Genomic DNA, 5,259 nt, shown 5'->3' with positions numbered 1-5,259 from the left:
GGCGTGGCCGTGGATCAGCGCGGTGTAGTTGTTCAGACAGTCCAGGCGGCGGTCGCCCTCGACGTCGGTGACCCAGCAGCCCTCGCCGGAGGCGGCGTACGGGGGATAGGGCGCCATGTAAACCGTCGTGCGCGAGTTGCCACCGGGTAGCACGCCCTGTGCGCGCGTAAAGAGCGTGGCCGATCTCGAGCCGGGCTCGGCCCAGCGGGCCGTGCGTGCCGGCGCGCGAGGCGATCTGACGTGGGAAGCCATCGCTCTCTCTCCTCCCGCCCTGATCGGGGCACCGTCGGGCAAGGGTAGCACGCGGTCCGGGGCCGGCGGGGCCCCGGTGATACGATAGCTGCCCGAGGAGGCGCTCGATGTCCAGAAAGCTCGTCGTCGCGGCCGGTCAGCTCGGTCCCGCCTCGGACCACAAGGCGGCCAACGTCGAGGCCGTCCTACGGGCGGTCGATGCGGCGGCCGGCTCGGGCGCGGCGATCATCTGCCTGCCCGAGCTCAGCCTCACCAAGTACTTCGGCCACTGGAACACGCGCGACCACGCGCGCATGTTCGACGAGGTCCCGGGGCCGGCGACGCGGCCGATCCAGGAGACGGCCGCCCGCCACCGGATCGCGGTCATCCTGCCGCTGGCCGAACGCGACGGGATCACGCTCTACAACACCGCGGTGGTCATCGATGCCCGCGGCGAGATCGTGGGCCGCTACCGCAAGATGCACCTGCCCGGATCGTTCCCTCACCGGGATCGGGGCGCCTTCACCTACGAGCGCCTGTACTTCACCCCCGGCAACCTCGGCTTCCCGGTCTTCGACGTGGCGGGGGCCCGGATCGGCATCCAGATCTGCCACGATCGCAACTTCCCGGAGGGCTACCGGATCCTCGCCCTGCGGGGCGCCGAGCTGGTGTTCACCCCGACCAACATGCCGGTCGTGGGGACGGTCTGGCAGAGCGACATCTGGGAGACGACCCTGCGGCTGCGCGCGTACGAGAACGGGTTCTTCCACGTCGGCGTCGGCAAGGCGGGCGTCGAGGACGGCCTGCCCTACGTCGGCGACTCGGTCGTGATCACCCCGCTCGGCGGCGAGGTCGTGGCCCGGGCCAAGACCGACGGCGACGAGGTGGTGCTGGCCGAGATCGATCTGGAGGACGTGACCGAGGCGCGCACGCGGATGCCGTTCCCGCGCGACCGCCGGCCCGAGCACTATCGCGACCTGACCACGCCGTGAGCCACGCCGGGGCGAAGGTGCGGTCGCAACACGTGATCGGTCCTTGACACTTGCTGCGGCGCGCCAATAGAATCCGCCGCGACCCACCCGCTCGGTCGAAGAGGAGCTTGCCATGAGTTTCCTGCCGGTCCTTTCGCTCGCAATGGTCCTCGGGCTGTTCGTCTCCCAGGCCGCCGCCCAGCCCAAGGAGGTCGTCATCGGCGTGATCTATCCGCTGTCGGGGCCGGCCGCCCTGACCGGGCTCGAGAACAAGGTGGTGAACGAGATCGCCCGCGACGTCGCCAACGGCGACGTCGATATCCCGCTGCCGCTCTATCAGCGCCTGAAGGGCATGCCCGGCCTCAAGGGCGCGAAGGTCAGGCTGATCTTCGCGGATCACCAGGGCAAGCCCGAGGTCGGTCAGGCCGAGGCCGAGCGGCTCGTGACGCAGGAGAAGGTCCACGCGCTCTACGGCTCGTGGCACTCCTCGGTCACCGCCACCGTGAGCCAGGTGGCCGAGCGCTACGGCATCCCGCACGTCAACGGTCAGTCGTCCTCCCCGGGGCTGACCAAGCGCGGCTTCAAGTGGTTCTTCCGCACCTCGCCCCACGACGAGCACTTCACCCAGGCCATGTTCGATTTCTTCCGCGACTTCCAGAAGAAGCGCGGGATCTCGCTCAGGAGCGTCGCGATCACGAACGAGGACACGCTGTTCGGCTCCGACAGCGCCAAGGTCCAGCGCGAGCTGGCCAAGAAATACGGCTACGAGATCGCGCTCGACATGCAGTACCGCGCCCGGGCGACGTCGCTGCAGGCCGAGGTCCAGCGGCTGAAGGCCGCCAACGCCGACATCTGGCTGCCGACGTCCTACCACACCGACGCCATCCTCTTCGTGCGCCACAGCAAGGAGCTGGACTACAACCCCAAGATGATCATGGCGCAGAACGCCGGCCACATGGCCCCCGACTTCGTCAGCGCGGTCGGCAAGGACGCCGAGGGCACGATGTCGCGGGCCCCGTTCAACACCGACCTCGTCGACCGGCGGCCGGCGGCCAAGGCGATCGCCACGCTCTACCAGCAGCGCCACGGCAAGGACTTCTACGACAACCCGGCGCGCTCGGTCACGGGCATGTTCACGCTGCTGGACGCGATCAACCGCGCGGGCTCGACCGATCCGGAGGCGATTCGCAAGGCGCTGGTCGCCACCAACATTCCCGGCGACCAGCTCGTCATGACCTGGGACGGCATCAAGTTCGACGAGACGGGCCAGAACGTCCACGTCAAGGGGATCATCATCCAGCTGCAGGGCCTGAAGTGGCACACGGTCTATCCCTTCGAGCTCGCCACCAAGGACGTGCTCTACCCGATCCCCGCGTGGAAGGACCGCAAGTAGCCTGACCGCCGAGATCTTCGTCCAGGCGGCGATCGGGGGCGTGCTCATGGGGTGCGTGTACGCCCTCGTCGCCGCCGGCCTGTCGCTCATCTTCGGGCTGATGGAGCTCGTCAACTTCGCCCACGGCGAGTTCCTGATGCTGGCCATGTACGTCGCGTTCTTCGCGTGGTCGCTGGCCGGGCTGGACCCCGTCGTCGGGGCGCCGGTGGCGGCCGCGGTGCTGGGCGCCGTCGGCTGGCTGACCTACCACGGCCTGATCCGGCGCGTGCTGGCGGCGCCGATGCTCGCCCAGATCTTCGCGACGTTCGGCCTCGCCGTCTTCCTGCGCAACGGCGCGCAGTTCGCGTTCGGCGTCGATTTCCTCACCGTCCAGGACCCCTGGCTGGCGGGCCGGCTGTCGCTCGGCGGGCTGTTCCTCGGCCTGCCGCAGGTCGGCGCCAGCGTGGTCGCGCTCGGGGCCTTCCTGGCCCTCTACCTCTTCCTCTCCCGCTCGGAGACCGGGCTGGCCCTCACGGCGACGGCGCAGGACCGTCAGGCCGCGTCGCTCATGGGCATCGACACCCAGCGCATGTTCGCGCTCGGCTGGGTGATCGGCGGCGCCTGCGTCGGCGTGGCGGGCGCGCTGCTCGCGACGTTCTTCTACATCTACCCGGACGTCGGGGGCCCCTTCGCGCTCCTGGCCTACGTGACCGTGGCCCTCGGCGGCTTCGGCAACGTGCCGGGCACGCTCGCCGCCGGCATCGTCGTGGGCCTCGTCGAGGCGCTGGCGGGACTGCTGATCCCGCCCGCGTTCAAGTACTCCGTGGTCTTCGCGCTCTACCTGGCGGTCGTGCTCTGGCGGCCCCAGGGGCTCTTCGGGCGGTTTTGAGGCGCGCGGCGGCGGCCCTGCTGCTCCTGGCCGTCCTCGCCTTCCCGCTCGTGTTCGCCCGGCCCTTCCCGCGTCACGTCATGATCATGATCTTCCTCTACGGCGCGCTGGCGACCGCCTGGAACATCCTGGCCGGCTACTGCGGGCAGATCTCGCTCGGCCACGCCGTCTACTTCGGCATCGGCGCCTACACGTCCACGTTCCTGGTGCGGGAGGCCGCGCTCACGCCGTGGCTGGGCATGCTCGTCGGGGCCGCGCTGGCGGTCGTCGTCTCGCAGGCCATCGGCTACCCCGTCTTCCGGCTCCGCGGCCACTACTTCGCCATCGCCACCATCGGATTCGGCGAGATCGTGCAGACCGCCGTCCTCAACTGGGACCTGGTCGGCGGCGCGCGCGGGCTGTTCGTGCCGATCAAGCGCCCGGACAGCCTGCTGAACCTCCAGTTCCACGACTCCAAGGCCGTCTACTACTACCTGGCCCTCGGGCTCCTGGCGCTGGCGCTCGGGGCGACCCGGTGGATCGAGCGCTCGCGCCGGGGCTACTACTTCCGCGCCATCAAGGAGGACCAGGACGCGGCGGCGAGCCTCGGGGTGCGGGTCGCCCGCGAGAAGCACGCGGCGATGGCGGCGTCGGCGGCGCTGACCGCGCTGGGCGGCACCTTCTGGGCGCAGTACGTGCTCTTCATCGACCCGGAGTCGGTCTTTCCGCTGTCGCTGTCGATCCTCATCTGCCTCGTGGCGGTGATGGGCGGCGTCGGCAGCCTGTGGGGGCCGCTGCTGGGCGCCGTGGTCCTCGTCCCCCTCTCCGAGGGCACCCGGGTGCTCCTCGGCGGGACCGGGAAGGCGCTGGACCTGCTCATCTACGGCGCGCTCATCATGGCGATCGCGGTGTTCCAGCCGGCCGGCCTGATGGGCCTGATGCGACAGCTGCGGGGCCGGCGGGCGGTGGCGGCCCGGCGCGACGCGCGCCGGGAGTCCGCCGCGTGAGCGCGCCGCTGCTCGTGGTCAGGGGCCTCACCAAGCGGTTCGGTGGCGTCGTCGCGAACCGGGACGTGTCCTTCAGCGTGAGCCCGGGCGAGCTGGTCGGCGTGATCGGACCCAACGGCGCCGGCAAGTCGACCCTGTTCGACCTGATCACCGGCTTCACCCGTCCGGATGCCGGCACCGTCCGGATCGACGGCCGCGACGCCACCGGACTCCGGCCGGACCAGATCTGCCGGCTCGGCCTCGGCCGCACGTTCCAGAAGCTGCGCCCGTTCCACGAGATGACCGCGCTCGAGAACGTGATGATCGGGGCGTTCCTCAACACGGCCGACGTCGCCGAGGCCCGCGCCGCCGCCAGCGCCGCGCTGGCCAGCGTCGGCCTCGGCGACCGCGTCGCCGTGCAGGCGCGCGGCCTGTCCACCGGGCAGCGCAAGCGCCTCGAGCTGGCGCGCGCGCTGGCCACACGGCCGCGGCTGCTGCTGCTCGACGAGGTGACCGGCGGCGTCGACGCCGGCGCCATCCCGGGGCTGGTGGCCCTCGTGCGCGACCTGCACGCGCGGGGAATCGGCCTGATCGTCATCGAGCACAACATGCGCGTCATCATGGACATCGCCCAGCGCATCGTGGCGCTCCAGCTCGGCGAGATCATCGCCGACGGCCCGCCGGCGGAGATCACGCAAGACCGGCGGGTCATCGACGCGTACCTCGGTGAGGCGTGGCGGGCCTGAGGGGCGGGCGCTGATGCTGGAGGCGCGCGGGCTCGACGTCCTGCTCGGCGACTACCAGGTGCTGTGGGGCGCCGGGCTCCGCGTC

At 70.7% G+C, this 5,259-nt stretch carries 5 protein-coding genes; all 5 read left to right on the top strand.

Translation table 11 applies throughout. The features are described from left to right. Positions 1 to 359: 359 nt before the first annotated feature. The 5 genes from VFR64_20030 (at position 360) to VFR64_20010 (ending at position 5,174) form a co-directional block, all read left to right on the top strand. On the top strand, positions 360 to 1,223 hold the full coding sequence (locus tag VFR64_20030) for a carbon-nitrogen hydrolase family protein (GenBank protein ID HET9492025.1): 864 nt from the start codon (positions 360 to 362) through the stop codon (positions 1,221 to 1,223). 112 nt (positions 1,224 to 1,335) lie between these two features. Further along, positions 1,336 to 2,595, top strand: a complete 1,260-nt coding sequence (locus VFR64_20025; GenBank protein ID HET9492024.1) for an ABC transporter substrate-binding protein — start codon at positions 1,336 to 1,338, stop codon at positions 2,593 to 2,595. Between the two features lie 46 nt (positions 2,596 to 2,641). Beyond that, positions 2,642 to 3,463 carry a branched-chain amino acid ABC transporter permease gene (locus VFR64_20020; protein ID HET9492023.1) on the top strand — a complete coding sequence of 274 codons (822 nt, stop codon included), beginning with the start codon at positions 2,642 to 2,644 and terminating at the stop codon, positions 3,461 to 3,463. After that, entirely contained in the window at positions 3,460 to 4,449 is a 990-nt protein-coding gene (locus VFR64_20015; protein ID HET9492022.1) for a branched-chain amino acid ABC transporter permease, read from the top strand. The genes VFR64_20020 and VFR64_20015 overlap by 4 nt, the downstream gene beginning before the upstream one ends. Then, positions 4,446 to 5,174 (top strand): ABC transporter ATP-binding protein, encoded by a 729-nt coding sequence (locus tag VFR64_20010; protein ID HET9492021.1) that lies wholly within the window; start codon positions 4,446 to 4,448, stop codon positions 5,172 to 5,174. The genes VFR64_20015 and VFR64_20010 overlap by 4 nt, the downstream gene beginning before the upstream one ends. Positions 5,175 to 5,259: the final 85 nt, after the last annotated feature.

This window comes from Candidatus Methylomirabilota bacterium (assembly GCA_035709005.1).
In the GTDB taxonomy this organism is placed as follows: Bacteria; Methylomirabilota; Methylomirabilia; order Rokubacteriales; family CSP1-6; genus 40CM-4-69-5.
Note: the sequence above shows the minus strand (reverse complement) of the source record. Positions and strands in the feature narration are given on the sequence as shown.

What these genes read in the sequence shown, in the direction of transcription:
- VFR64_20025 (HET9492024.1), top strand. Translation starts at nt 1,336, where the DNA reads ATGAGTTTCCTGCCGGTCCTTTCGCTCGCAATGGTCCTCGGGCTGTTC.
- VFR64_20030 (HET9492025.1), top strand. Translation starts at nt 360, where the DNA reads ATGTCCAGAAAGCTCGTCGTCGCGGCCGGTCAGCTCGGTCCCGCCTCG.
- VFR64_20020 (HET9492023.1), top strand. Translation starts at nt 2,642, where the DNA reads ATGGGGTGCGTGTACGCCCTCGTCGCCGCCGGCCTGTCGCTCATCTTC.